Below are 24,877 nucleotides of genomic sequence, written 5' to 3'. Positions count from 1 at the left end.
GCAGCCGATGGCAGGGGACACGTGGCGACGAGGTCGGTGCGCATCCAGGTGCTGGGTTCGGTGCGGGCGTGGCGCGACGGCGTGGAGCTCGAGCTCGGACCGCCCGGCCGCCGCGCGGTGCTCGGGTTGCTCGCGCTCGCCGGCGGCGACGCCGTCGCCCGGCGCGAACTGGTGGACACGCTCTGGGGCGACCGGCCGCCGCCGAGCGCGGTGAACGTCGTCCAGACGCACGTGAAGCACCTGCGCCGGCTGCTCGAACCCGATCGGGCGCCGCACTCCGGCAGCGGGGTGCTGCCGCACATCGGCGGCGGGTACGCGGTGCGGCGGGACGCCGTCGACGTCGACCTGTGGCGGTTCCGCGGGCTCATCGCCGAGGCGAACGACGCCCACCACGAAGCCGACATCGCCCGCGTCGCGGCTTCACTCGGCGAAGCGCTGCGGCTGTGGCGGGGGCGGCCCTTGGCCGATGTCCCTTCGCTGGCCTCGCACCCGAAGGTCGTGTCCCTCGTCGCGGAGCACCGGGAAGCGTTTTCCCGCTACGCCGACGCGATGATCGCCGCCGGTGCGGCCGCCGAGGTCCTGCCCCGGATCGCCGAGGCCGCCGCCGAGCAGCCCCTCGACGAATCCGCGCAGGCCCTGCTGATCCGCGCCCACCACGCCCTCGGCCAGCGGGGCGAGGCGTTCCGGCTCTACCGGCGGACGCGGGGCCGGCTCGTCGAAGAGCTCGGCATCGACCCGGGGCCGGAGCTGCTGGCCGCCCACGCCGCGCTGCTGCACGACGACGGGGTCCCGGCCGCGGACCCGGTCGAAGGCAGGGCCGCGCAGCGGATCCCGAAGCAGCTGCCCGCCGAGCCCGGCGGGTTCACCGGCCGCACCGCGGAGCTGTCCTTTTTGGACAAGGTGGCGGCGGCGGGCGGGGCGATCGCCGCGATCTCCGGCACCGCGGGCGTGGGCAAGACGGCGCTGGCCGTGCGGTGGGCCCACCGCGTGCGCGACCGGTTCCCCGACGGGCAGCTCTACGCGAACCTGCGCGGGCACGCGCCCGGTGCCCCCGCGCCGCCGGTCGAAATCCTCGCCCAGTTCCTCGCCGCGCTGGGCATCCCGCCCGAACGCGTGCCCGCCGACGCGGAAACCGCCGCGGCCCTGTACCGGACCCTGACGACCGACCGGAAGATCCTGGTGCTGCTGGACAACGCCGCCGGCCCGGAGCACGTCCGGCCACTGCTGCCGGCCGGGCCCGGGTGCCTGGTGGTGGTGACCGGCCGCGACCGGATGACGGGCCTGGTCGCCGTGCACGGTGCGCGCCGGCTCACGCTCGACGTGCTGAACCCCGAAGACGCCGTCGAGCTGCTGGGCGGTGTCCTCGGGCCCGAGCGGGTGCGCGAGGAGCCGGAAGCGGCCGTCGAGTTCGCGAAGCTGTGCGTCCACCTCCCGCTCGCGCTGCGGATCGCCGCGGCCAACCTGGCCGACCGGCCCGGCCACGGCATCGAGGACTACGTCGCGGAGCTGCGGGAGGGCAATCTCCTGGCCGCGCTCGCGGTGCAGGGCGACGAGCAGACGGCCGTGCGGACCGCGTTCGCCCTGTCGCACGCCGCGCTGCCCGCCGACGCGCAGCGGGTGTTCCGGTTGCTGAGCCTGGTCCCCGGCACCGACGCGGGCACCGACGCCGTCGCCGCGCTCGCCGGCATCGAGCCGGCGCAGGCGGGCGTGCTGCTGGAAAAGCTCGCCGGTGCGCACCTCGTCGAGCAGCACCTCCCGAGCCGCTACCGCTTCCACGACCTCCTCCGCCGGTACGCCGCGGAGCAGGCCGAGCCCGACCGCGACGGCGCGCTGGGCCGGCTGTACGACTGGTACCTGGGTGCGGTGGACGGTGCGGCCCGCCTGCTCTACCCGCACATGCTGCGGCTGCCCGTCCCCGAGGCGGGAAGCCGGTTCGCCGGGCTCGCCGAGGCGTCCACCTGGCTGGACGCCGAACGCGGCAACCTCGTCGCGGCCGTCCGGCATGCCGCAGACGCCGGGCCTCGGCCGATGGCCTGGCTGCTCGCGGACGCGCTCCGGGGCTACTTCTGGATGTGCATGCGCCGGGTCGACTGGGCGGCCGCCGCGGAAGCCGGGCTGGCCGCCGCCGAAGCGGACGGGGACGCGCGGGCGCGGGCCGTCTCCCGGCTCAGCCTCGCCGACCTGCAGTTCCGCCAGGGCCGCTACCGGCCGGCCGTGCGGCACTACACCGCCGCGCTGCTGCTGGCCCGGCGGGCGGGCTGGGCCGAGGCGCAGGCCGCGGTGCTCGGCAACCTCGGGTGCGTCTACTGGCAGTCCGGGCGGCTCGCCGAGGCCGCGTCCCGGTTCGAGCGCGGGCTCGCGCTGAGCCGCCGGATCGGCCAGGTCGCGGGGGAGGCCGTCGCGTTCGCCAACCTGGGGCTCGTGCACTGGGAGATGGGCCGGCTGGCGGAGGCGGCCGACCACTACGCCCAGGCGCTGCGCCGGTTCCGCCGGATCGGCTCCCGCTACGGCGAAGCGATCAACCTCGCCAACCTCGGGCAGACGCAACGGGCCCGCGGGCAGCCGGCCGAGGCGGCCGAGCTGCTCGGCCGGTCGCTGCGGCTGCAGCGCGAGGCGGGAAACCGCGGCGGCGAAGCCGAAACGCGCAGCCGGCTGGCCGTGGCGCACGGGGACCTGGGCCGTCGTGACGAAGCGGTCGAGGGTGCCCGCGCGGGCCTGGCCCTGGCCCGCGAAGCCGGCGACCCGCGGACCGAGGCGGAGGCGCTGGCCGCCCTCGGGGCCGTCCTGCACCGCACCGGCGACCGGGCGGACGCGATCCGCCGGTATCGCCAGGCCCTCGACCTGATCCGCGAAACCGGCGACCGCTACCCGGAGGCCGACGCCCTGATCGGCCTGGCCGCGGCGGCCGCCGACCCGGCCCCGGCCCGCCAAGCGCTCGCGCTGGCCGAGCGGGCGGGCTACCGGGCCCTGCGGGGCCAGGCTTTGACGGCACTGGCCGCCATCCTGCTGTCCCAAGGCGATCGCACGGCTGCCGCGGACCACGCGCGCCGCGCTTTGGCGGTCCACCGCGAGACGGGCCACGGAACCGCGGAAGCGCGCGCGGTGCTGGACCGGTGCGGCGCATGACCCGTACCCCGCCGGACGACACGGCTTGCGGGACACCGGATGCCGTGTCGTCCGGCCGGGTACGCCGCTACGGGTGGATTCCGGTGGCGTCCACGGTGTAGGTGCCGTCCGGGTGGAGGGTGACGATCGCCCACGGGGTCACGCCCTTCGCCCCGATGTCGCCCGGGCAGAAGAACTCGCTCAGGTTGAACGCCGTGCGGGCGCGGCCGTCCGGGGACTTGGTCACCGACTCCTCGACGCTGCCCACCCAGCTGCAGACCGGGGCGATCACCTGGTGCGTGATCACCGGGTCCACCGAGACGATTTCCGTTCCCTCCGCGCACCACGACACCTGGTACGTGTAGCTCCAGACGTCTTCGAGGGCGAGTTCGATCGGTTCGATGCTCCAGCAGGTCTTTTCCGCGGCGCCGGCCGTGGCGAGCGGAAGGGCGGCGAGCAGTCCCGCGGTGGCGGCCGTGAGCGCTCCCAGTCTGCGTCCGATGGTCATCTCGTACCCCCTGTTTTCCGGCTGTGGTCCCACTGTTCTGGCTCGGGAGGACGCCCGCAAGACGCCGTTCCGCCCAGTCCAGCCGACGTCCAACGGCTGTCCAGTTCGCCCGAATAGCTTCGGTTCGCCCACGGAAGCTCCAGGAGGGGAAGCACCCATGAAGGCACGGCTCAAGAGAGGGATCGCCGCCGCGGCCGCGGTCCTGTCGGCCGCGACCGGCGTCTCGGTCGCCACGGCGGGCGACAGCGTGGCGCAGGCCGCGGGGCTGCAGACGTTCGGCATCACCGCCGACGGCACGCTGATGGCCATGTTCACCACCGACCGCCCGCAGGTGCTCAACTGGGTCCGGGTGGTCACCGGGCTCAGCGGTGACACGTCGCTGATCGGGATCGACATCCGCGTGCAGAACAACACGCTGTACGGCGTCGGCAACTTCGGCGGCATCTACACCATCACCACGCCACCGGTGACGGCCGACGTCGTCGTCAAGAAGGTCTCGCAGCTCACCGTCCCCCTGTACGGCACCAACTTCGGCGTCGACTTCAACCCGGCCGCCGACCGGCTGCGGGTGGTCAGCGACAACGGCCAGAACCTGCGGCACAACCTCAACGACGGCACGACGACCGAGGACACCACCCTCACCACCCCGCCGCTGACCGGCCCGGCCCGCGGCGTCACGGCGTCGGCCTATACGAACAACGACCTGAACCCGGACACCGCGACGACGCTGTTCGGCGTCAACACGACGACGGACCAGCTGGTCATCCAGTCGCCGGCCAACAACGGCACGCTGGCCCCGACCGGGGCGCTCGGCGTGGACGCGACCCCGAACGCGGGTCTCGACATCTACAGCGACCTGGTCAACGGCAAGACGGTCTCGGCGACGGCGTTCGCGACGATCGTCCCGGCCGGCGGTTCGGCGACGTTGTACAGCGTGAACCTGCTGACCGGCGCGACGAGCGCGGTGGGGCAGCTCCCGCTGGCCGTCACGGACCTCGCCGTCTCCCTCGACACCGACTGAAACCCCGGCCGCGAGCCCACCTTCCCCGGGGGTGGGCTCGCGGCCAGGGCCGTCCTACCGGGGTTGAACAGCGTTCGCATACCCGGGAACCGTTCGCCGGACCGGGAAAAGCCGACCGTCCACATCGGACACGGGCGTGGCGGCCACCGCCCTTCGTCGCGACCCGCCCGGCCACGCCACGGCGGCGACGGGACGAAACCGGGCCGGAGTGCTCGGTCACCTGACAACACACGGGTCCGGGACACTCACCGCGGAAGAAAATGGGCTTTCCGCGCCGAAACCTTGCGCCCGGCCTCTCGTTGGACGACTATCGCGGGACGTTATGCACGTGCAAGCGCACGGGCACAAGGGGGAGGTGCGGGTGACCGAGGTGGCACCGGCGGTGGCCGGGACGACGGACGTCCCGAGCGACGCGGTCTTGATCCAGGCGGTGCGCGGCGGGGATGTCGCCGCGTACAGCCAGCTCTACGACCGGCACCTGGTCGCGGCCCGCCGGGTGGCGGCCGCGATCGCGGCGGACGCGGCGGAGCGGGACGACCTCATCGCCGAAGGCTTCACTCGCGTACTACGGATTCTGCGCTCGGGCGAAGGTCCGGACGAGGAATTCCGGCCTTATCTGCTGACGACCATCCGGAACACGATGATCAGCTGGCGCCGGCGCGACGCGGCGGTCTCGCTGGTCGCCGAGGTGCCGGACATCCTGCCGAGCGAAGGCAGCGACGAGCCGGTGGACAACCGGCTGCACGGCACCGTCGCCGCGGGCGCGTTCGCGAGCCTGCCCGAGCGGTGGCGGGCGGTGCTGTGGCGGACCGAGATCGAGGGCGATTCGCCGGCCCGGATCGCCGAGGACTTCGGGATGACGCCGAACGGTGTGGCCGCGCTGGCCTACCGCGCGCGGGAAGGGCTGCGGCAGGCGTACCTCGACCAGCACGTCCCGGAGGCCCGGCGGCGCAACTGCCGGGTCGTCTCCGGCCAGCTGGCGCGCTGGGTGCGCGACGGCGTCGGCGACAACAAGGCGCACCGGATCACGACGCACCTGGACCGCTGCCCCGACTGCCGGAAGCTGGCCGTCGGCCTCCGGGAGCTCAACGAGGAACTGCCCGCCGCGGTCGCGCCGCTCATCCTGGGCATCCCGGTCGTGACGCACTGGCTGACCACCACCGGATCCCTCGCCTCGTCCGGGGCGGCCGCGAGCACCGGGGCTTCCGTGCTTTCGTGGGCCACCGCGGCGAAGGTGGCCGTCGCGAGCGCGGCGCTGGTCACGACGGTGACCATCGGCGCGAGCACCTCCGACGTGACACCGCCGCCCCCGGCGACCGGCGCCGACGGCTCCGCGACGCAGCCGGTGCAAACGCGGCCCGCGGGAAACGTCCCGGCCGGCGGCGACCAGCAGTCCACCACCTCCGGCGCGCAGCTCACGTCCGTCCCGGCCGGTGCCCCCGGCGAGTCCGAGTCCGCCGCCGCGGAAGAGTCCGCGGCCGCGGACGACACCGGGACGGCCGTGAACGACAACCAAGCGGCGAAAGCGTCGAGGCAAGCCTCGAAGCAGGCCGCGAAGGAGTCGAAGCAAGCGGCGAAAGAGTCCAAGCAGGCCGCGAAAGAGTCGAAGAAGGCGGAAAAGACGAAGCAGCCCACAGGCTGACCCGGCTACGCCTCCGCGAACCGCTCAGTCGCGGCCGAGCCACTCCGCGAGCAGCGCGCGCTCGGCGCCGGTGAGCTTCGACAGGTCCGCAGCGGCCTCGGGCGGAGCCGGCGCGTCGGTGAGGATCCGGCCCAGCACGGCCTCGAACATCGCCTCGGCAAGCTCCGGATCGCGGTCCTCCGGGCGCCGGGCCAGCAGCGTGAGCACGGCGCCGGTGCCGGCGGCGTGGATCAGCTCGACCGCCAGGCGTTCGGGGACGCGCAGCCGGCCGGCCTCCGCGATGCGGTGCACCCGGGCACGCAGGACCGCCAGCCCCGCCTCGGCCGCCGGGGACGTCCGGCCCGGCGTCACGAGCAGGCCGAACAGTGCCGCGTTGGCCAAGCCGAAACCGATGTGCGCGTCCCAGCCGGTGCGCAGGTCCGCGACCGGATCGCCGTCCCGCGCGGCCGCCTTCCCGGTGACGTAGGTCGTGAAGACGTGCTCGGCGACGGCGTCGAGCAGCGCGTCCTTGTCCTCGAAGAACCGGTAGAGCGCCGGCGCCTGCAGGCCCGCGGCCTGGGCGACCGCGCGGATCGTGAGCGCGGCCGCGCCTTCGTCGTCGAGGAGCCGCGCGGCGGTCTCGAGGATGTGCGCCCGCGTCTCGCTCCGGCTCTTCACCATGGTTCCGATGATAACGCATGCTTGCTAGCGATGGTGCTAACGTGGTTAATATCGATGTTAGCCAACGGAGAGGGTTCATCATGATCGTGATCACCGGGGGAACCGGCAAGCTCGGCTCCCAGGTCGTCGAGCAGCTGCTCCGGCGCGTCCCGGCCGAGGAGGTCGGCGTCAGCGTCCGCGAGCCCGGCCGGGCGAGTGCCCTGGCCGAACGCGGCGTCCGCGTGCGCCGCGGCGACTTCGCCGACCCGGATTCGCTCGCCGACGCGTTCGAAGGGGCGACGCAGGTCCTCGTCGTCTCGACGGACGCCACCGGCGAGACGGCGCTGCGGCACCACATCGCGGCGATCGATGCCGCGCGGGACGCCGGCGCGAAGCGCGTGCTCTACACGAGCCACCAGGCCTCGGCCGACGACTCGCTCTTCGCGCCGATGCCCGACCACGCCGCGACCGAGCGTCACCTGGCGGCGGCCGGCACCGCGTTCACCGCGCTGCGCAACGGTTTCTACGCCGCCACGGTCCCGTTGCTGCTCGGCCCGGCGCGGGAGACCGGCGAGCTGGTCGCGCCGGCCGACGGGCCCGTTTCCTGGACCGCGCACGCCGACCTCGCCGAAGCCGCGGCGGTCATCCTCGCCGCCGAAGGCCGGTTCGACGGGCCGACACCACCCCTGACCGCCCCGGTCGCGCTCGACCTCGGCGACGTCGCCGGCCTGCTCGGTGAGCTCACCGGGCGCACGATCCGCCGGGTGGTCGCCGACGACGACGAGTGGGTGGCGGGCCTGACCGGCCACGGCGTCCCGGCGGACCAGGCCGCGATGCTGCTCGGCATGTTCCGCGCCGCCCGCCGGGGCGAGTTCGCCGCCACCGGCCCCGACCTCGAAGAACTGCTCGGACGACCGGCGACGCCGCTGCGGGCGATCCTCGGCTGATCACTATGAACGGGGTGTATAAACGCTAGCTATACACACCGTGTACAGTCCGCCGCATGTCGATCGGACACACCCTGCTCGGGCTGCTGGAGAACGGCCCCCGGCACGGCTACGACCTCAAACGCGCTTACGACGACCGGTTCGGGCACGACCGCCGCGTCCACTACGGCCAGGTCTATTCGACGCTCGCCCGGCTGCTCAAGCAGGGACTCGTCGAGGCCGACGGCATCGAGGCCGGCGGCGGCCCGGAGCGGAAGCGCTACGCGATCACCGAGGCCGGGGTCGCCGACGTCGGCACCTGGCTGGCGACCCCGGAGAAGCCGGAGGCCTACCTGCAGAACACGCTCTACACCAAGGTCGTGCTCGCCCTGCTCTCCGGCCGCCCGGCCGCCGACGTCCTCGACGTCCAGCGCTCGGCCCACCTCGATGCCATGCGCGAGCTGACCCGCCGCAAGACCGGGGGCGACCTCGTCGACCAGCTGGTCTGCGACCACGCGCTGTTCCACCTGGAGGCCGACCTCCGCTGGCTGGAGCTGACCGCGGCCCGGCTCGACCAGCTGGCGAAGGAGATCGCGTGAGCACGCCGGGGGCCGTCCTGCTGGAAGCCGACGACGTCCGGAAGGCGTACGGGCCCACCGACGCGCTGACGTCGGCGAGCCTGCGGGTGCGCGCGGGGGAGGTCGTGGCCCTGATGGGCCCGTCGGGCGCCGGAAAGTCGACGCTGCTGCACTGCCTGGCCGGGATCGTCCGGCCGGACGGCGGCGCCGTCCGCTACCGCGGTGCCGACCTCGCCCTGCTGACCGACCGTGCGCGTTCGGCGTTGCGCCGCACGGACTTCGGCTTCGTCTTCCAGTTCGGCCGGCTGGTCCCGGAGCTCACCTGCCAGGAGAACGTCGCCCTGCCGCTGCGGCTGAACGGCGAACGCGGCCGGGTGGCGGCGCGGCGGGCCCGCGACATGCTGGGGGAGCTCGGCCTCGCCGAGGTGGCGGGCAAGCGGCCGGGCGAGGTTTCGGGCGGGCAGGGCCAGCGGGTGGCGGTGGCCCGCGCGCTCGTGACCGGCCCGCGCGTCGTCTTCGCCGACGAGCCGACGGGTGCCCTGGACTCGCTCAGCGGCGAGCAGGTGATGCAGCTGCTGACGACCATCGCGCGGGAGCGGGACGCGGCGGTGGTCCTGGTGACGCACGAACCCCGCGTCGCGGCCTACTCCGACCGCGAGGTCGTCGTGCGCGACGGGCGGACGCGGGAACTCGAGGTGACCCGGTGATCCGGCGCTGGGCCGGCGACCTCGCGCTCGGGATGCGCCTCGCGCTGGGCGGCGGCGGGGCGCGGACCGCGCTGGTGCGGCTCACCCTGACGGCGGTCGGCGTCGGCCTCGGCGTCGCCGTCCTGCTCACCGCGACGGCGGTGCCGAACCTGCTCGCCGCCCGGGACGACCGGGCGAGCGCGCGCTTCCCCGATGTGGCGCAGGCCGTCGAGGGCGTCGATCCGATCCACCTGGTCAAACGGAACGACGAGTTCCGCGGCCGCGGCCTGCAGGGCTACCTCGTGCAGGCGACCGGGTCGCGCCCGCCGGCCGCCCCGGGCGTCGACCGGCTCCCGGGGCTGGGGGAGATGGTGGTTTCCCCGGCGCTGGCGGACCTGCTGCGCTCATCCGACGGCGAGCTGCTGCGGTCACGGTTCTCCGCGCGGGTGATCGGGACGATCGGCGCCGCCGGGCTCACCGGCCCGAACGAGCTCTTCTTCTACTTCGGTTCCGACTCCGTCGCACAGCAGCCGGACGCCGTTTCGGTGAGCCGCTTCGGGAGCGCGAGCTCGCACCGCCCCTTGTCGTCGCTCGAGCTGCTGCTGGTCGTGGTCGGCGCGACGACCTGCCTGGTGCCGGTGTTCGTCTTCGTCGTCACCAGCACCCGGCTCGCGGCGGCGGCCCGGGACCGGCGGCTCGCCGCGCTGCGCCTGGTCGGCGCGGACCGCGGCCAGGTGCACCGGATCGCGGCCGGCGAGGCACTGCTCGGGGCGTTCGCCGGCCTGCTCGCCGGGCTGGCGCTGTTCCAGCTCATCCGCGTGCTCGTCCCGCGGATCACCGTGGACGCCTTCCGCGGCGGCCTCTTCGGCACCGACGTCGTCCCCGACTGGCGGCTGGGCGTCCCGGCCCTGCTGGCGCTGCCGGTACTGGCGTGCGTGGCGGCGGTGTTCGCGCTGCGGCTGGTCGTCATCGAGCCCCTCGGCGTCGAGCGGCGGGGGACGCGGACGCGGCGGAAGCTGGCTTGGCGCCTGTTCCCCGCGGTCACGGGCGGCGTGCTGCTGCTCACCGGCCTGGGCGGGGACGGCGCCGGCAACCCGTCCGTGATCGCCGGGGTGGTCCTCGTCCTCGCGGCCGTGCCCCTGGTGCTGCCGTGGGTGGTCGAGCGGGTCGCCGGCCTGCTCGGGGGCGGTTCGCCGGCCTGGCTGCTGGCCGTGCGCCGGCTCCAGCTGGACAGCGCGACGGCGGCGCGGCTGGTCAGCGGCGTCGCCGTGGTGCTGGCCGGATCCATTGCACTGCAAGGGGTCTACGACCGGACCGAGTTCGAACGCCCCGCGCCGCAGGACATCCGCGTGTACGCGAGCTACTACGCCATGAGCGTCGACGACGGCGAGGCGTTCACCGCCGCCCTCCACGCGCTGCCCGGGCTGGGTGCCGCGCCGGTGCGGACCAGCGCCATGATCGAGACCGCGTCGGGCGAACGCAATTCGGTCGCCGTCGAGGACTGCCCGGGGCTGCGGGCCCGCACCGGGATCGCGGACTGCCACGACGGCGACGTCTACGCCGCGACGGCCTACCGCGGCTACGTGCCCGCGCCGGGGGACCGCCTGTGGTTCTCCGAGCTCCGCCGGATCGCCCGCGCCCCTGTTCCCCAGTGGACGGTGCCGGCGGTGCACCGCGTGCCGATGTCCGGGGAAGACGCGCCGGAGGTGGTCGTCACCCCGGGCGCGCTGGCGACGGCGTCGGGCGTCGGGCTGACCGTGTCCGCGACGCTGCCGGACGCCGATCCGGATCAGGTGGAGCGCGTCCGGAACGTGGTGGGCTGGAACGGATCCGTCAGCTCGCTCGGCACCGGGCGGGACAGCACGTCCGCGCTGATCACCCGGGTGCTGTCGGTCGGTTCGGTGCTGGTGCTGCTGTTCGTCGCGGGCAGCCTGCTGGTCGCCGCGTGGGAGCAGCTGCGGGAACGGCGGCGCAGCCTCGCCGCGCTGGCGGCGAACGGCGTCGGGCGCGGCGTGCTCGCCCGGTCGCTGGTGTGGCAGCTGGCGATCCCGGTGGCCGTGGCGGTGCTCGTCGCGGTGCCGGCCGGGCTCGCCCTCGACTGGCTGGTGCTCAGGTTCGTGGTGCACCGCCCGATGACGGCGGACCCGGCGTCGATCGCGCTGCTGACGGCGACCGCGATCGCCGCGGTACTGTTCGTCACCGCGTTGACACTGCCCGCATTGTGGCGGACGACGAACCTGGAGAATTTGCGGGAAGAATGACCCGTGGCGGCGGCGGGTCCGGTTGTTTCCGGGCCCGCCTCCGCGCGTGGAGTCTTTTCGGCGAGCCGATTCCGCCCGAAAAGGCGCCCTTTTCGCCGTTGTGGCGTTATCCTCTTTGCGCGATCGTGAATACGCCGATATCCGCCGCCCCACGATTTCGAGGCACGCCGATGCGCACCATGTATGACGCCGTCACCGCGCGGAACATCCTCAAGAAGGATGGCCGTCCGGTGCTCGTGGCCGGGTACATCGACCGGATCAAGCTCGCGCCGTGGACCGCCGCCGACTGGGCGCTCTTCCCGGACGCCCTCAAGGTGCGGATCGTCAAGAAGGCGTCGACGAACGACGGGCACGTCCTGGACGTCGAGCCGGGCGACGCCACGCCGGAGGAGGCGCCGGGCTGGGCCGCGCGGCGGCGTGCGTCGGGGTTCGCGTACCCGGTCGTCTACTGCAACCGGTCGACCTGGCCGAAGGTGAAAGCGGCGTTCAAGGCCCAGCGCGTCGAGCCGCCGCTGTACTGGATCGCCACGGCCACCGGCAGGCGCGAGATCCCCGAAGGCGCGATCGCCGCGCAGTACCTGCTGGACGTCGCACCCGGCATCGACATCTCCGTCGTGGCCGACTTCTGGCCCGGCGTGGATTCGCCGGGATCCGGAAAACTGACCGCCGAACCGGAAGTGGAGCTCATGGAACGCATCACCGTCACCCCGCCCAACGCCGGGCAGAACACGGTCCGGCTCAACCTGTCCGGCAGCGCCGGCGCCGCCCTCGTCGTCCGCCCGCGGATCAACGGCCAAGGCGTGTCGAAGCCGATGTGGGTCGGCAACATCTTCGCGTGGGGCTCGGACAAGGCGGGCGTCGGCCACAACCCGAAGTCCGACCCGAACTACGACGACCGGCTGACGTCCCACCGCCGGTTCGCCCTGCCGGGCGCGGTGTGGGCCGACCTCGAGTACAGCGCCGGGGAGCCGTTCGAGATCGACGTCGTCGGCTGAGGTCAGGCCTGCGTCGTGAGGTGGTTGCGGAGGAAGGCGATGCCGGCGTCGGTGACGTGCTGGAGCTTGCGCTCGCCGTAGAAGTGGCCCGCGCCCTCGATGCGGACGAGGTCGGCGTCCGCGCCGGCCCGCCAGTAGGCCGCGACCAGTGCTTCGCTGTGGGCGATGGGGATCCCGGCGTCGTCGGTCCCGTGGGCCAGCAGGAGCGGGGCCGCGGTCGCCGACGCGTGGAGCAGCGGGCTCGCGGTCGGGCCGGGGAGCCAGTCGTGCGGGTCGTGGCCGCTGCTGTGCAACGGGGAACCCGCGGGTGGCGGCGGGATGCGCGTGAAGTCCGCCGGTGCGCTCCAGGCGATCGCGGCGGCGACCCGGCTCGGCGGGCCCGTGATCCCGAGGTCGCCTTCGAACTCGGGGTCGTCCGCCGTGACGGCGAGCATCGCGGCCAGGTAGCCGCCGGCCGAGTGCCCCCACGCCGCGACGCGGTTCGCGTCGAGCTCCAGCTCCCCGGCGTGGTGGCGCACCCAGCGCACGGCGGCCTTCACGTCGTGGACCTGCGCGGGGAAGGGGGCTTCCCGCCCGTGCCGGTACTGCGCCCGCGCGACGGCGAACCCGGCCGCCACCAACCGATCCGTCACGCGGTCGCCGAGCAGGCTGTGCTTGTGCGACCCCGCCGCGGGCGCCCCGCCGTAGAGGTAGACGACGACCGGGTGGCCGCTGCCGGGCGCTTGCCCGGCCGGAACGACGAGGTCCAGCAGCAGCGGCCGGTAGCCGGCGAGGGTCGCGACGAGTGCGTCCCGATAGGACACTCGCGTCCCGGCTCGTTCGGCCCGGGGCAGGGTCAGCGGAGCACGGGAAGTGAGCACGCGACCACTATCGGGGCATTCCGGTCAGTCCGGCCAGCCGTACCAGGATGCGGGAGAAATTCACCGGACGCGGGGGAGAGGTACCCCAAGCGTCGGCTCACGTACCCCGAGGGTCGGCTCACGTACCTGGAGAGTCGGCTCGCGTACCCAGAGGGTCGGACCGTGAGCCGACCGTCCGGGTACGCGAGCCGACTGCCTGGGTACGCGAGCCGACCGTCCGGGTACGGCCTCGTGACCGCTCCGGTGCTCTCCGTGTCGTGTTGACATGTCCCGCTCACCGGTGTCAGTATCTGGATTAATCCGATTGGAAACGTTTCCAATCCCGCCTTCCGCAGCTGGAAACGTTTCCAAGAACGCACAACGAGGTAGCCGATGACGTCAACACGGGCCACGCTGCTCCAGGTCGCCGAGCGCGCCGGGGTGTCCCTGGCCTCGACCTCGCGGGCGCTGCACGGCTCCGGTGCCAGCCCGGCCATGGTCGAACGCGTGCGGGCCGCCGCGGCCGAGCTCGGGTACAGCGCCGATGCCATCGGGCGGTCGCTGCGGCTGAAGAAGACCTTCCAGGTCGCCTTCGCCGTCGCCGACATCGGGAACCCCGTCTACGTCGAGATGATGCGGGCCATCCACGAAGTCCTCGCCCCTCACGGCTACCGGGTCGTCGTGATGAGCACGGGGGACACCGCGACGTCGACCACCGAGCTCGTGCGCAGCCTCAACAGCGGCTTCGTCGACGGCATGATCGTCAGCCCGCTGCGCACCGACGACCGGCTGATCCGCGAGATCCAGCAGGCCCCCGTCCCGGTCGTGGTGATCGGGCGGGCGCTGGACGACCGGGGCATCAGCTCGGTCTCCACCGACTCCGCGGGCGGGATCGGCGCGGCCGTCCGCCACCTGCACGCCCTCGGCTGCCGCAACGTCGGGTTCCTCAACGGCCCGCTCGACACCACCCCCGGCGCCGCGCGCCAGCGGGGGTTCGACGCCGTGGCCGGGGAAATCGCCTTCGACCGGGCCGACCAGGAGGTCGCCGGGGACTTCACCGTCACGGCCGGGCTCGAGGCCGCCCGCCGGCTGCTCGCCCGCGGCCGGCTCGACGCGCTCGTCGCCGCCAACGACCTGCTCGCCATCGGCGCCATCCGGGCCGTGCGGGAACTCGGCCTGTCCGTGCCCGAGGACGTCGCGATCACCGGCATGGACGACACCGAGATCGGCCGGGTCTTCCAGCCCAGCCTCACCAGCGTCTCCCTCGGCTCGACCGAACGCGGGCGCGCGGCGGCGCGGATCATGCTCCAGCTCGCCGACGACCCGGACCACGCCGCGCAGCAGGTCGCCGTCGGCCCGGAGCTGAGGGTGCGCGAGTCGACCGGGGGTGCGCGATGACCGCGACGCTGACCCGCCCGGCGCCCCCGGCCGGGAAGAAGAAGCCCGCGCTGGCCCGTTCCCGGCGGCGGGAGGCGATCGGGCTGGTGCTGCCGTCGCTGATCCCGATCCTCGTGCTGAGCGTCGCGCCGCTGGTCGTCGGGATCTTCCTGGCCTTCACCGACGCGCGCCTGGTGCGCCACCCCGACTACGGCTTCGCCGGCGTCGACAACTTCACGAAGCTCGTCGGCAACGACCTGTTCTGGGACTCGCTGCGGATCGGGATGATCTGGACCGTCGGTGTCACGATGCTCCAGCTCGCCGCCGCGATGGGCCTGGCCCTGCTGCTCAACTCCGGGCTCAAACTGCAAGGCCTGACCCGGGTGCTCGCGCTGATTCCCTGGGCGATGCCGCCGGTCGTCGTGGCGATCATGTGGCAGATGATCTACTCGGCCAACGGCGGCCCGCTCAACGCCTTCCTCGGCAGCGTCGGCCTGCCCAGCGACATCAACTGGCTCGGCGACTTCTCGGTCGCGCTGCCCGCGGTGATCGTCGTCGGCGTCTGGGTCGGGATGCCGCAGACGACGGTGACGCTGCTGGCCGGCCTGCAGCAGATCCCGGCCGAGCTGCAGGAAGCCGCCGCGATGGACGGCGCGGGCGCGTGGCGGCGGTTCACCGCGGTGACGTGGCCGAGCCTGCGCCCGATCGTCACGTCGATCACGTCGCTGAACTTCATCTGGAACTTCAACTCGTTCTCGCTGGTCTACGTCCTCACCGCGGGTGGCCCGGGCGGCAAGACGATGGTCCCGGTGCTGTTCATCTACCTCGAGGCCTTCAAGAACCGCGAGATCGGCTACGCCGCCGCGATGGGCCTGGTGCTCGTCGTCGTGGTCGTGCTGATCCTCGCCGTCTACCTGCGGTCGCAGTTCCGCGACGACCGCGCCGGGAAGGGGCGCTGATGAGGACTCTGGTACGCCCGGCGCAATACATCGCCCTCGCGCTCTACATCCTGTTCCTGGGCTTCCCGTTGCTGTGGCTGATTTCCGCGTCGGTGAAGTCGTCGGGCGAGCTCAATTCCCTGACGGTCAGCCTGCTGCCGAGCGAATGGCATTGGGACAACTACACCGAAGCCCTGGAAAAGCAGGGCCTGGTCCGGTCCGCCGCGAACAGCCTGATCGTCGCGCTCGCTTCGACCGCGCTGTCGGTCGTCATCGCCGTGCCCGCGTCCTACGTGCTCGCGCGGCTCAAGGGCAAGGTGCGCGCGGCCGGCGTCGGCTGGATCCTGGTCAGCCAGGTGTTCCCGGTCGTGCTCATCATCCTGCCGCTGTACCTCATCCTGCGGACGCTCGGCCTGGCCGACAACCTCGCCGGCCTGACGCTGGTGCACACGACGTACATGCTGCCGTTCGCGCTCTGGATGCTGCAGGGGTACGTCGCCGCGATCCCGGTGGAGCTGGAGGAGGCCGGGGCGGTGGACGGCGCGAGCCGGCTGACCGTGCTGCGCACGATCGTCTTCCCGCTGCTCGCCCCGGGTGTCGCCGCGACGGCGATGTTCAGCTTCGTCTCGTCGTGGAACGAGTTCTTCTTCGCGCTGGTCCTCCTGCAGTCGCCGGAGAACTACACGCTGCCCATCACGCTCAACATGTTCGTCGGCGGGGAGGGCAAGGTCGCCCTCGGCCCGCTCGCCGCCGGCGCCGTGCTCGCCGCCATCCCCAGCATCGTCTTCTTCAGCATCCTGCGCCGGAGGCTCACCAGCGGCCTGATGGCCGGGGCGGTGAAGGGATGACCCTCCCCACCCTCAACGAAAAAGGTCGAAAGGTCGGTCGATGAAGACACGACGCATGATTGCCGCCACCCTCCTGTCGGTCGCCGGCCTGCTGCTCACCGCGTGCGGGGGCGGCGGGAGCGGGGACGGCGGGGACGGGCCGGTCACCCTCACCTTCCAGTCCCTGTCCGACCAGCCCGCCGCCATCGCCGCGACGCAGAAGATCGTCGGTGACTGGAACAAGGCGCACCCGGACGTGCAGGTCAAGATCGTGCAGGCGGGCTGGGACGGCGTCTACGACAAGCTGATCACCCAGTTCAACGCGGGCACGGCGCCGGACATCGTGCACTACGAGGCGGCCGGCATCGCGCCCTTCGCCACCGACGGCTACCTCGCGGACCTGACGCAGTACCTGCCGGAGGGCAAGCGCGCGGACATCCCGAAGGGCGTCCTGGACTCGGTGACCGTCGACGGCAAGGTCATCGCGGTGCCGACCGAGCTGCAGTCCTATGTGGTCTTCGCGAACAAGACCCAGCTGCAGCAGGCGGGCGTCACCGTCCCGACCGGCGCGTCGATGACCTGGGACCAGCTGCGCGACATCGCGAAGGCGACGACCAAGGACGGCAAGTTCGGCCTCGGCTGGGGCCTGTCGAGCCCGACGGCGGCGTTCGTCGCGCTGGCTCCCGGCTTCGGCGGCAAGTACTTCGAAGGCACCGGTGACAAGGCGAACCTGACCGTCGGCCAGGGCGAGCAGGCCCTGCCGCAGCTCGTCGACGCGATGGCCCACCAGGACCACTCGATCCTGCCGGTCACGCTGACGCAGTCGGGCACCAAGGCGCTCGCGCCGTTCTACGCAGGCCAGATCGCGATGACGGTCCAGGGTTCCTACCAGGCGGCCAACATCGCGAAGGACGCGCCGAAGGGCTTCGACTGGGTCGTGCTCCCGCCGCTGGCCGGCTCGGCCGGGCCCGCGCAGGCCGCGAACCCGCAGACGCTGTCGGTGAACAAGGACTCCGGCCACGTCAAGGAAGCCGCGGAGTTCGTCGACTTCTTCACCAGCACCGAAAACCTCGCCGCGATCAACGAGGCCGACGCGCTGATCCCGCCGACGACCTCGGCGCGCAAGGCGCTGGCCACGAAGCTCGCCGGCAAGAACGGCTGGGACGCGATCCTCGCGTCGGGGGAGCACCTGACCTCGGCGCCGTACCTGTTCGCCGGCAAGTACGCGCAGTGGAAGGACACCGTCGCGACCCCGGCGTACCAGCAGTTCCTCGGACAGAAGATCGACGCCGCCGGCCTCGCGAAGCAGCTCGAGGACGGCTGGAAGAGCGTCAGCAAGTGACAGGAGCGGATTCTTGACCTGGCTGGAAGACCGGGCCGTCGCGGTGATCACCGGCGCGGCCGTCGGGGACGCCCTCGGCGGCGCCACCGAAGGGTGGACACCCGAACAGATCGAAGAGCGCCACGGCGGCCGGGTGACCGGCGTCGTCGGGCCGTGGTACCCGGACTGGCGGACGGCGCGCCCGATCGCGCCGTACCACAAGGGCGACGGGCACATCACCGACGACACCCTCATGACGCGGGCGCTCGTCGAGGTGTACGCGAAGCGCCGCGCGCACCTCGACGCGTACGCGATGGCCGAGGACCTGGTGCCGCTCATGATCGGCGAGCCGCGCTGGGTGCCGGAGCTGGAGTCGACCGCGTTGCTGCTGCAGCGGGTCTTCCTGGCCGAGAAGTGGATCGTCGCGAGACTCCACTACGGACACGTCGACCCGCGCGAAGCCGGCGTGGGGAACGTGGTCAACTGCGGTGCGGCGATGTACGTCGCCCCGGTGGGCGTCGTCAACGCGGGTGATCCGCGGGCGGCGTACGCCGAGGCGATCGACCTCACCGGCGCGCACCAGTCGAGCTACGGCCGGGAGGCGGCGGGCGTGCTGGCCGCGATGGTGGCGGCCGCCGTCGCCCCGGGCGCGTCGCTCGACGACGTCGTCGCGGCGGCCCTGGAAGTGGCGCACGACGGGACCGCGGCGGCGCTGCGGGCCGTCGTCGCGGAGTTCGCCGGCCGGACCGTCCCCCCGGCCACCGACGACGAAGAACGGGCGCTGGCCGCGCTCGTCCGGGAGACGGTCGCGCCGTTCGACTCGGTGGGCCCGCACTACCGGGAGATGTCCATGGACGCCCGGCGTCCGTCGCGGACGAAGTCCATCGAGGAGCTGCCCGCCGCGCTGGCGTTCGTGCTGGCGCACCGGGGCGACTTCCGCGGGGCGGTGCTCGCCGCCGTGAACTACGGCCGGGACGCCGACTCGATCGCCGTGATGGCGGCGGCGATCTGCGCGGGCCTCGGCGGGACGGCGGTCGTGCCCGCCGCGTGGGTCGACGAGATCGGCGACGCCAGCCGGATGGACCTGCGCGAGACCGGGCACCTGCTGGCCTCGGCGGCCGCGGACATCCTGAAGGCCGACCGGGAGCGGGCCGCGGCCCGGGCCGCGTTCCTCGGGGAGACGGCGTGAGGCTGACCTGGGCCCAGCCCGAAGACCTGCTCCCGCACGAGCTGGTGCAGTCCCTGGCCGAGGGCAAGGACGTCACCGCGGTCCGGGACAGGTGGGTCGCGGCGGGTGGTGACCCGACGCCGGTCGTGAGCGGTGCGGGTCCGGCGATGCCTTCGCTGCGGCCGCTGGCCCGGGAGCTGCTGGACGAGCTCGACTCGCCGGTGGCCGAGCCTTCCTGGGACTCGCTGGACCTGCCTGCGCCGCCGTCACTGCCTCGCGGGTCGCGGGGGCGTGAGCTGAGCGCGTGGACCGGCCGGGCCGCCGGGTGCCTGCTCGGCAAGCCCGTGGAGAAGATCCCGCGGGAGGGCATCGAGGAGATCCTGCGCGCGACCGGCCGCTGGCCGCTCGACCGGTGGTTCACCGCGGTGGGGCTGCCCGGCGACGTCGCGGCGCGGTGGCCGTGGAACCGCCGGTCGGCGCCGACGTCGCTGGAGGAGAACATCGACGGGATGCCCGAGGACGACGACCTCAACTACCCGATGCTGGCGTTGTCGCTCCTGGAGTCGCGCGGTTTCGCCTTCACGACGGACGACGTCGCGCAACTGTGGCTGGACAACCTGCCGGCCGGGCGGGTGTTCACGGCGGAGCGGGCGGCGTACCGCAACATCCTGGACGCGCGCGCGGACACCGCGACCTACCGGAACCCGTTCCGCGAGTGGATCGGCGCGCTGATCCGCGCGGACGTGTTCGGCTGGGTGTCCCCGGGCGACGTGCGGTCGGCGGCCCGGCTGGCGTGGACGGACGCCCGGTTGAGCCACACGCGCAACGGCGTGTACGGCGCGATGTGGGCGGCGGCACTCGCCTCGGCGGCGATGGTGTGCGACACGGTGGACGAAGTCCTCGACGCGGCAGCGGCGGTGGTCCCTTCGTCGAGTGACCTCGCGACCGCGATCCGCTTCGGCCGGGACGCGGCGTCGGACGGCGATGTCCGAAGTGGACTCGACCGGCTCCACGCGGCTTACGGGCACCTGCACTGGGTGCACGTGCTCAACAACGCGGCGGTGATCGCGTACGCGCTCGCCGCGGGGGGCGGGGAGTTCGGGCCGAGCGTCGCGATCGCGGTGACGGCGGGCTGGGACACGGACTCGGCGGCCGCGACGGTCGGGGGAGTGGTGGGCGCGCTGAGCGGGGTGGACGACTACTGGAGCAAGCCGCTGGACGGCCGGATCGCGACCTCGCTGCCGGGTGGAGAGCGGCGGATCGAGGACCTCGCGGCCCGCACGGCGGCGCTGGCGGAGGTGCGGAAGTGACCGGGCGAGTAGTGGTGGTCGGTTCGGCCAACGTCGACCTCGCCGTCGATGTTCCGCGGCCGCCGAAAGCCGGGGAGACCGTGCTCGGGGGACGGCTGCGGCGCAGTCCCGGCGGCAAGGGCGCGAACCAGGCCGTCGCCGCCGCGCTGGCCGGGGGCGCCGACACCACCTTCGTCGGGGCGCTCGGCGAAGACGAAGCCGCCGACCTTCTTCTCGTCTCCCTCGGTGGCGCCGGGGTCCGGACCGACCTCGTCGACCGGGCCGACGCGCCCACCGGGACCGCCTTCATCACCGTCGCCCCCGACGGCGAGAACGCCATCGTCGTCGCACCCGGCGCGAACGAGCACGTGCAGGTCGGCGCCGCCCAGGCCGAACGGATCGCCGAAGCCGACGTCGTGCTGGCCCAGCTGGAAATCCCGCTCGACGTCGTCGCGGCGGCCGCCGCGGCCAGGAGACCCGGAGCGCGGATGATCCTCAACGCCGCGCCCTCGCGGGAGCTGCCGGACTCGCTGTGGGAGGTCCTCGACCTGCTCGTCGTCAACGAGCACGAGGCCGCCGACCTCGCCGGCGAGCCCGAGAAGCTGCTCAAGCGCGTACCCGCCGTCGTGGTCACCCTCGGCGGCGAAGGCTGTGTGGTCCTCCGCAGGGACCACGAACCCGTGCGGATCCCCGGCATCCCGGTCGACGTCGTCGACACCACCGGCGCCGGCGACACGTTCTGCGGCGTCCTCGCGGCGGCGCTGGCTCAGGGCGAAGACCTCCCCGCGGCGGCGAAGCGGGCGACCGTGGCCGGTGCGCTCGCCGTCACCCGGCCCGGCGCCCAGGCCGCCGTCCCCACCGCCGCCGAGGTCGCAGGAAAGACATCATGACCTATCAGTTCGACCCGCTCGTCCCGCGGCCGATCGACCGCCCCACCGAGGTGCGCGGCCCCCTGTCCGACCTCGACGACGCGAAGATCTTCGCCGCCCCCGCGGACCCGGCCGACCGGCCCGCGTGGCGCGCGAAACTCCGGGAATGGCGCGAAGACGCGCGAAGCCGGCACGGCTACACCGGCCAGGACTACGAGCGTCCGAACGCGGCCTGGGCGCAGACCTGCCACACGGTCGCCCAGGTCTGGCTCTGGGACGAGCTGCTCTACTCCTTCGCCGAGCACCGCTTCACCCCCGAGCGCTTCCTCGCCGACGCACAAGAGCGCTTCGGCGGCCTGGACGCCGTCGTCCTCTGGCACGCCTACCCGGTGATCGGCCTCGACGACCGCAACCAGTGGGACTTCTACCGCGACGTCCCCGGGCTCACGGACCTGATCGACACCCTGCACGGCCACGGCCTGCACGTCTTCGTCGACTACAACCCCTGGGACGTCGGCACCCGCCGCGGCGACGACGACCTCACCGAACTCGCGGCCCTGGTCGCCGACCTGAAAGCCGACGGTGTCTTCCTCGACACCCTCAAGAAGGCCGAGCCGGACTTCGTCGCCCGGCTCGAAGCCGCCCGGCCCGGCATCGTCCTCGAAGGCGAGTCCAAGCTGCCGGTCGAGCGCATCGAGGACCACGCGGCGTCGTGGGCCCAGTTCTTCGCCGACTCGCCCGTCCCGGGCGTCCTGCGTGCCCACTGGTACGAGCGCCGGCACATGCAGCACCACGTCCGCCGCTGGCACCGCGACCACAGCGAAGAACTCCAGTCGGCGTGGCTCAACGGCGTCGGCGTCATGGTGTGGGAAGTCGTCTTCGGCGTGTGGGTCGGCTGGTCGCCCCGCGACGCCGCGACCGTCCGCCGGATGGTCACGCTCCAGCGTGCCGCGAAAGACCTGCTGCTCGACGGCGAGTGGACGCCCCTGGCCGAGCTGCCGCCCGAGGCCGAGGCGGCCGGCGTCTACGCGTCCAAGTGGGAACTGGACGGCAAGATCTTGTGGACGCTCGTCAACCGCGGCGACACCGACTACCACGGCCCGCTGCCCGGCACCGACCTTCTGGGCGGCGTACCGGCCCGCGGGATCGGCGCTGCGGTGGAAGGGTGGCTGCCGGACCTTCCGGAGCTGCCGCACGACCCGGACTCCCGCTTCCCGCACCGGCTCGCGAAGCGAATAAGTCCACAAAGGACCATCGGAAAGCCCGACGCGGACGCCGTCGTGGTCCCGGCCGGGCCGTACGTGCTGACCGTGCGCTACCGCGCCCGCGAGACCGGCACGTACCAGGGAGCGCCCTATGTGGACGAATGGAAGCCGCTTCCGCCGCGCCTGCACGACGCCCGCACGCTGCAGCGCGAAGGTGAGCTGGCCACGGCTGTCGCGATCGGCGTCACCGAAGTGACCAACGCGCAGTACGCGGAGTTCCTGACCGCCACCGGCCACGAGCCGAAGCACCCGGGCGCGCCCGACGAACCCGTCACCCACGTCGACCTCGACGACGCCCGCGCGTACTGCGCCTGGCGCGGTGGCCGCCTGCCGACCGAGGACGAATGGCAGCTGGCCGGCGAAAGCCTCGAACGGGGCACCCCGGCCGTGTGGAACTGGACCGAGAGCGAACACTCCGACGGACGGACGCGGTTCGTGATGCTCAAGGGCGGCAGCGACTACGCCGCCGAGGGCTCCGAATGGTACGTCGAAGGTGGCCGGAAGGACCCCGAATACACCGTGAAGCTCCTGCTGCCCGGCCTGGGCCTCGCCCGCAGTGCGACCGTCGGCTTCCGCTGCGCCTGGGAGGTGACGGCGTGACCGTCTCCCGTGACCGGTCGACCGGCGCCCTGGCCGGGCTGCGCGTCGTCGACGCGTCCACGCTCTTCGCCGGCCCGATGGCCGCCATGCACCTCGGGGACATGGGCGCCGAGGTGATCAAGGTCGAGCACCCGCGCAAACCCGACCCCTCGCGCACCCACGGCGCCGCGAAGGACGGCGTCAACCTGTGGTGGAAGACCTTGGGCCGCAACAAGCGCACGGTCACGGCCGACCTCGGCAGCGAAGGCGGCCGCGAGGTGTTCCTCGCGCTGGCCGCCTCGGCCGACGTCGTCATCGAGAACTTCCGCCCCGGCACGCTCGAACGCTGGCACCTCGGGTACGACGAGCTGGCGAGCTGGAACCCGAAGCTCGTGCTCGCCCGCGTCACCGGCTTCGGGCAGCTCGGCCCGTACCGCAGCCGGCCGGGCTTCGGCACGCTCGCCGAGGCGATGAGCGGGTTCGCGGCGACCACCGGGGAACCGGACGGGCCGCCGACGCTCCCGCCGTTCGGGCTCGCCGACGGTGTCGCGTCCCTGGCCACGGCGTACGCGATCATGGTCGCCCTCGCGGCGCGGGCGAACACCGGGCGCGGGCAGGTCGTCGACACCGCGATCATCGAGCCGATGCTGGCCATGCTCGGCCCGCAGATCACGCGCTGGGACCAGCTGCGCACCGTCCAGCCGCGCACCGGCAACCGGTCGACGAACAACGCGCCGCGCAACACCTACCGCACGGCCGACGGCCAGTGGGTCGCGGTGTCGACGTCGGCCCAGTCGATCGCCGAGCGCGTGGTCCGCATGGTCGGCCGCCCGGACCTGGCCGACGAGCCGTGGTTCGCCACCGGCGCCGACCGGGCCCGCCACGCCGACGAGCTCGACGAAGCCGTCGGCAAGTGGATCGGGCAGCGCACGCGCGACGAGGTCGTCGCCGCGTTCGAAGAAGCGCAGGCCGCGGTCGCGCCGATCTACGACGCCGCCGACATCGTCGAGGACCCGCAGTTCCGCGCGCTCGGCACGATCCACGAGATCGAGGACGCCGACCTCGGCCCGATGCTCATGCAGGGCCCGCTGTTCCGGCTCTCCGGCCACGACGGCGTCATCGGGTTCACCGGCCGCCCGCACGGCGCCGACACCGACGCCGTGCTGGCGGAGCTGGGGTTCTCGCCCGAGCGGGTGGCCGAGCTGCGCGAACGGGGTGCGGTGTGAGCCCGCCGCTGACGTTCCTCTACACCCCGGCCGACCGGCCGGACCGGGTGCGCAAGGCCCTGGCGTCCGCGGCCGACGTAGTGCTCGTCGACCTCGAGGACGCGGTCGCCCCGGCGCACAAGGACGAGGCCCGCGAGAACCTTCTGGAGCTGCTCGCGGCGGTGGTCAGGCCGGTGCAGGTGCGCGTCAACCACCCGAGCACGCCGTGGCACGAGGCCGACCTGGCCGCGGTGGCCCGGCTGCCGCTCGCGGTGGGCGCCCGGCTGCCGAAGGTCGAGGCGCCGGCGGAGATCCTGGCCGTCGAGGCCGCGCTGCCGGGCCGGGCACTCCACCCGCTGATCGAGTCGGCGCTCGGGGTGGAACGGGCCCTGGACATCGCGACGGCGTCGCCGCGGATCGCGTCGATCGGGCTCGGTGAGGCCGATCTGCGCTCGGACCTCGGTGTCGCCGACGACGCCGGGCTGACGTGGGCGCGCAGCCGGGTGATCGTCGCGGCCCGGGCGGCCCGGCTCGCACCGCCCGCGATGTCGGCGTACGCGAACGTCCGCGACCGCGACGGGCTCGCGGCGTCGTGCCGGGCGGGCCGGGCGCTCGGCTTCCGCGGCCGCACGGCGATCCACCCGGTCCAGCTCGAGACGATCCGGACGGCGTTCCTGCCGACGTCGCAGGAGGTGTCGCGGGCGCGCGAGGTCATCGCCCGCGTCGCCGACGCGACGGCCGCCGGCGTCGGCGCGATCGCGTTGCCCGACGGGACGTTCCTGGACGTCGCCATGGTCGAGCAGGCACGGACGGTGCTGTCGCTGGCCGACTAGTACGCG

At 73.3% G+C, this 24,877-nt stretch carries 21 protein-coding genes; 18 read left to right on the top strand and 3 right to left on the bottom strand.

Annotated features, from left to right (window positions below):
* The first annotated feature begins 21 nt into the window (after positions 1–21).
* Complete coding sequence (locus QSK39_RS18055; RefSeq protein WP_285478899.1) at positions 22–3,126, top strand: AfsR/SARP family transcriptional regulator; 3,105 nt, start codon at positions 22–24, stop codon at positions 3,124–3,126.
* Positions 3,127–3,193: 67 nt separating this feature from the next.
* Here QSK39_RS18055 and QSK39_RS18050 read toward each other — a convergent pair whose 3' ends face one another.
* The gene (locus QSK39_RS18050) at positions 3,194–3,613 is read right to left on the bottom strand and encodes a hypothetical protein (protein ID WP_285478898.1); all 420 of its coding nucleotides are present in this window, start codon (positions 3,611–3,613) and stop codon (positions 3,194–3,196) included.
* Between the two features lie 157 nt (positions 3,614–3,770).
* Here QSK39_RS18050 and QSK39_RS18045 point away from each other — a divergent pair, with 157 nt between their 5' ends.
* Both QSK39_RS18045 and QSK39_RS18040 read left to right on the top strand, forming a co-directional pair.
* Positions 3,771–4,634, top strand: coding sequence for a DUF4394 domain-containing protein (locus QSK39_RS18045; RefSeq protein WP_285478897.1), 864 nt, complete (start codon positions 3,771–3,773; stop codon positions 4,632–4,634).
* 361 nt (positions 4,635–4,995) lie between these two features.
* The gene (locus QSK39_RS18040; RefSeq protein ID WP_285478896.1) at positions 4,996–6,276 is read left to right on the top strand and encodes a sigma-70 family RNA polymerase sigma factor; all 1,281 of its coding nucleotides are present in this window, start codon (positions 4,996–4,998) and stop codon (positions 6,274–6,276) included.
* 24 nt (positions 6,277–6,300) lie between these two features.
* On the opposite strand, the gene QSK39_RS18035 is transcribed toward QSK39_RS18040, so the two are convergent.
* Positions 6,301–6,936: a TetR/AcrR family transcriptional regulator gene (locus QSK39_RS18035; RefSeq protein WP_285478895.1), complete on the bottom strand. Its 636-nt coding sequence runs from the start codon at positions 6,934–6,936 to the stop codon at positions 6,301–6,303.
* Positions 6,937–7,016: 80 nt separating this feature from the next.
* Here QSK39_RS18035 and QSK39_RS18030 point away from each other — a divergent pair, with 80 nt between their 5' ends.
* The 5 genes from QSK39_RS18030 (at position 7,017) to QSK39_RS18010 (ending at position 12,361) form a co-directional block, all read left to right on the top strand.
* On the top strand, positions 7,017–7,862 hold the full coding sequence (locus QSK39_RS18030) for an NAD(P)H-binding protein (protein WP_285478894.1): 846 nt from the start codon (positions 7,017–7,019) through the stop codon (positions 7,860–7,862).
* Between the two features lie 56 nt (positions 7,863–7,918).
* The gene (locus QSK39_RS18025; RefSeq protein ID WP_285478893.1) at positions 7,919–8,440 is read left to right on the top strand and encodes a PadR family transcriptional regulator; all 522 of its coding nucleotides are present in this window, start codon (positions 7,919–7,921) and stop codon (positions 8,438–8,440) included.
* The gene (locus tag QSK39_RS18020) at positions 8,437–9,126 is read left to right on the top strand and encodes an ABC transporter ATP-binding protein (protein WP_285478892.1); all 690 of its coding nucleotides are present in this window, start codon (positions 8,437–8,439) and stop codon (positions 9,124–9,126) included. The genes QSK39_RS18025 and QSK39_RS18020 overlap by 4 nt, the downstream gene beginning before the upstream one ends.
* Entirely contained in the window at positions 9,123–11,366 is a 2,244-nt protein-coding gene (locus tag QSK39_RS18015) for an FtsX-like permease family protein (RefSeq protein WP_285478891.1), read from the top strand. The genes QSK39_RS18020 and QSK39_RS18015 overlap by 4 nt, the downstream gene beginning before the upstream one ends.
* Before the next feature lie 170 nt (positions 11,367–11,536).
* Complete coding sequence (locus QSK39_RS18010) at positions 11,537–12,361, top strand: hypothetical protein (protein WP_285478890.1); 825 nt, start codon at positions 11,537–11,539, stop codon at positions 12,359–12,361.
* A gap of 2 nt (positions 12,362–12,363) precedes the next feature.
* Here the strand turns inward: QSK39_RS18010 and QSK39_RS18005 are convergent, their stop codons facing one another.
* Positions 12,364–13,221 carry an alpha/beta hydrolase fold domain-containing protein gene (locus QSK39_RS18005; RefSeq protein ID WP_285478889.1) on the bottom strand — a complete coding sequence of 286 codons (858 nt, stop codon included), beginning with the start codon at positions 13,219–13,221 and terminating at the stop codon, positions 12,364–12,366.
* 372 nt (positions 13,222–13,593) lie between these two features.
* Here QSK39_RS18005 and QSK39_RS18000 point away from each other — a divergent pair, with 372 nt between their 5' ends.
* Genes QSK39_RS18000 through QSK39_RS17955 form a run of 10 tightly spaced genes read left to right on the top strand, consistent with a single transcriptional unit; the run spans position 13,594 to position 24,871 of the window.
* A complete protein-coding gene (locus QSK39_RS18000; protein WP_285478888.1) occupies positions 13,594–14,598 on the top strand; it encodes a LacI family DNA-binding transcriptional regulator in 1,005 nt (334 codons plus the stop codon).
* On the top strand, positions 14,595–15,536 hold the full coding sequence (locus QSK39_RS17995; protein WP_285478887.1) for a carbohydrate ABC transporter permease: 942 nt from the start codon (positions 14,595–14,597) through the stop codon (positions 15,534–15,536). Before QSK39_RS18000 ends, QSK39_RS17995 begins: the two co-directional genes overlap by 4 nt.
* On the top strand, positions 15,536–16,363 hold the full coding sequence (locus QSK39_RS17990) for a carbohydrate ABC transporter permease (protein WP_285478886.1): 828 nt from the start codon (positions 15,536–15,538) through the stop codon (positions 16,361–16,363). The genes QSK39_RS17995 and QSK39_RS17990 overlap by 1 nt, the downstream gene beginning before the upstream one ends.
* A gap of 40 nt (positions 16,364–16,403) precedes the next feature.
* Complete coding sequence (locus tag QSK39_RS17985; RefSeq protein WP_285478885.1) at positions 16,404–17,684, top strand: ABC transporter substrate-binding protein; 1,281 nt, start codon at positions 16,404–16,406, stop codon at positions 17,682–17,684.
* A gap of 13 nt (positions 17,685–17,697) precedes the next feature.
* The gene (locus QSK39_RS17980; protein WP_285478884.1) at positions 17,698–18,852 is read left to right on the top strand and encodes an ADP-ribosylglycohydrolase family protein; all 1,155 of its coding nucleotides are present in this window, start codon (positions 17,698–17,700) and stop codon (positions 18,850–18,852) included.
* Positions 18,849–20,141: an ADP-ribosylglycohydrolase family protein gene (locus tag QSK39_RS17975; RefSeq protein WP_285478883.1), complete on the top strand. Its 1,293-nt coding sequence runs from the start codon at positions 18,849–18,851 to the stop codon at positions 20,139–20,141. The genes QSK39_RS17980 and QSK39_RS17975 overlap by 4 nt, the downstream gene beginning before the upstream one ends.
* Positions 20,138–21,010, top strand: coding sequence for a ribokinase (locus QSK39_RS17970; RefSeq protein WP_285478882.1), 873 nt, complete (start codon positions 20,138–20,140; stop codon positions 21,008–21,010). The genes QSK39_RS17975 and QSK39_RS17970 overlap by 4 nt, the downstream gene beginning before the upstream one ends.
* On the top strand, positions 21,007–22,854 hold the full coding sequence (locus QSK39_RS17965; RefSeq protein ID WP_285478881.1) for a formylglycine-generating enzyme family protein: 1,848 nt from the start codon (positions 21,007–21,009) through the stop codon (positions 22,852–22,854). Before QSK39_RS17970 ends, QSK39_RS17965 begins: the two co-directional genes overlap by 4 nt.
* Positions 22,851–24,059: a CaiB/BaiF CoA transferase family protein gene (locus tag QSK39_RS17960; protein ID WP_285478880.1), complete on the top strand. Its 1,209-nt coding sequence runs from the start codon at positions 22,851–22,853 to the stop codon at positions 24,057–24,059. Before QSK39_RS17965 ends, QSK39_RS17960 begins: the two co-directional genes overlap by 4 nt.
* Positions 24,056–24,871 carry an HpcH/HpaI aldolase/citrate lyase family protein gene (locus QSK39_RS17955; RefSeq protein ID WP_285478879.1) on the top strand — a complete coding sequence of 272 codons (816 nt, stop codon included), beginning with the start codon at positions 24,056–24,058 and terminating at the stop codon, positions 24,869–24,871. The genes QSK39_RS17960 and QSK39_RS17955 overlap by 4 nt, the downstream gene beginning before the upstream one ends.
* Positions 24,872–24,877 lie beyond the last annotated feature (6 nt).

The organism is Amycolatopsis sp. NBRC 101858, from assembly GCF_030269325.1.
Lineage (GTDB): Bacteria > Actinomycetota > Actinomycetes > Mycobacteriales > Pseudonocardiaceae > Amycolatopsis > Amycolatopsis ponsaeliensis.
Note: the sequence above shows the minus strand (reverse complement) of the source record. Positions and strands in the feature narration are given on the sequence as shown.